Consider the following 293-nt stretch of genomic DNA (forward strand, 5'->3'; position numbering starts at 1 on the left):
CGGGTGGCCAATCAGCACTTTAAGCGAGATCGCAGGTATTACTCGAGATGCTTACTACAAGTGGATTCATCGAAAGGCCAATATCCATGATGATGAACAAGCAGAATTACTTAAAGCCATTTTGGAATTGGAAAAAAAGCATAAGTGGACCTTGGGTTATTTAGGCATGACGAAGCAACTAGCTTTTGAAAATAAATTGGATTTCAAGGCCGGCTTAAAGCGGGTTACTAACTGCATGCGAAATCACGGGATCAAGGCAAATATCCGTAAGAAGAAGCATAATTGGATTAAAC

1 protein-coding gene is annotated in these 293 nt (G+C 40.6%); it reads left to right on the forward strand.

The window, feature by feature from the left end:
- The coding region (locus tag LI126_RS14670) for an IS3 family transposase (RefSeq protein ID WP_227165667.1) at nt 1–293 on the forward strand (293 nt) is incomplete at both ends.

The sequence above is a fragment of the Mediterraneibacter sp. 210702-DFI.5.30 genome (genome assembly GCF_020560115.1).
Taxonomy (GTDB): domain Bacteria; phylum Bacillota; class Clostridia; order Lachnospirales; family Lachnospiraceae; genus Mediterraneibacter; species Mediterraneibacter faecis.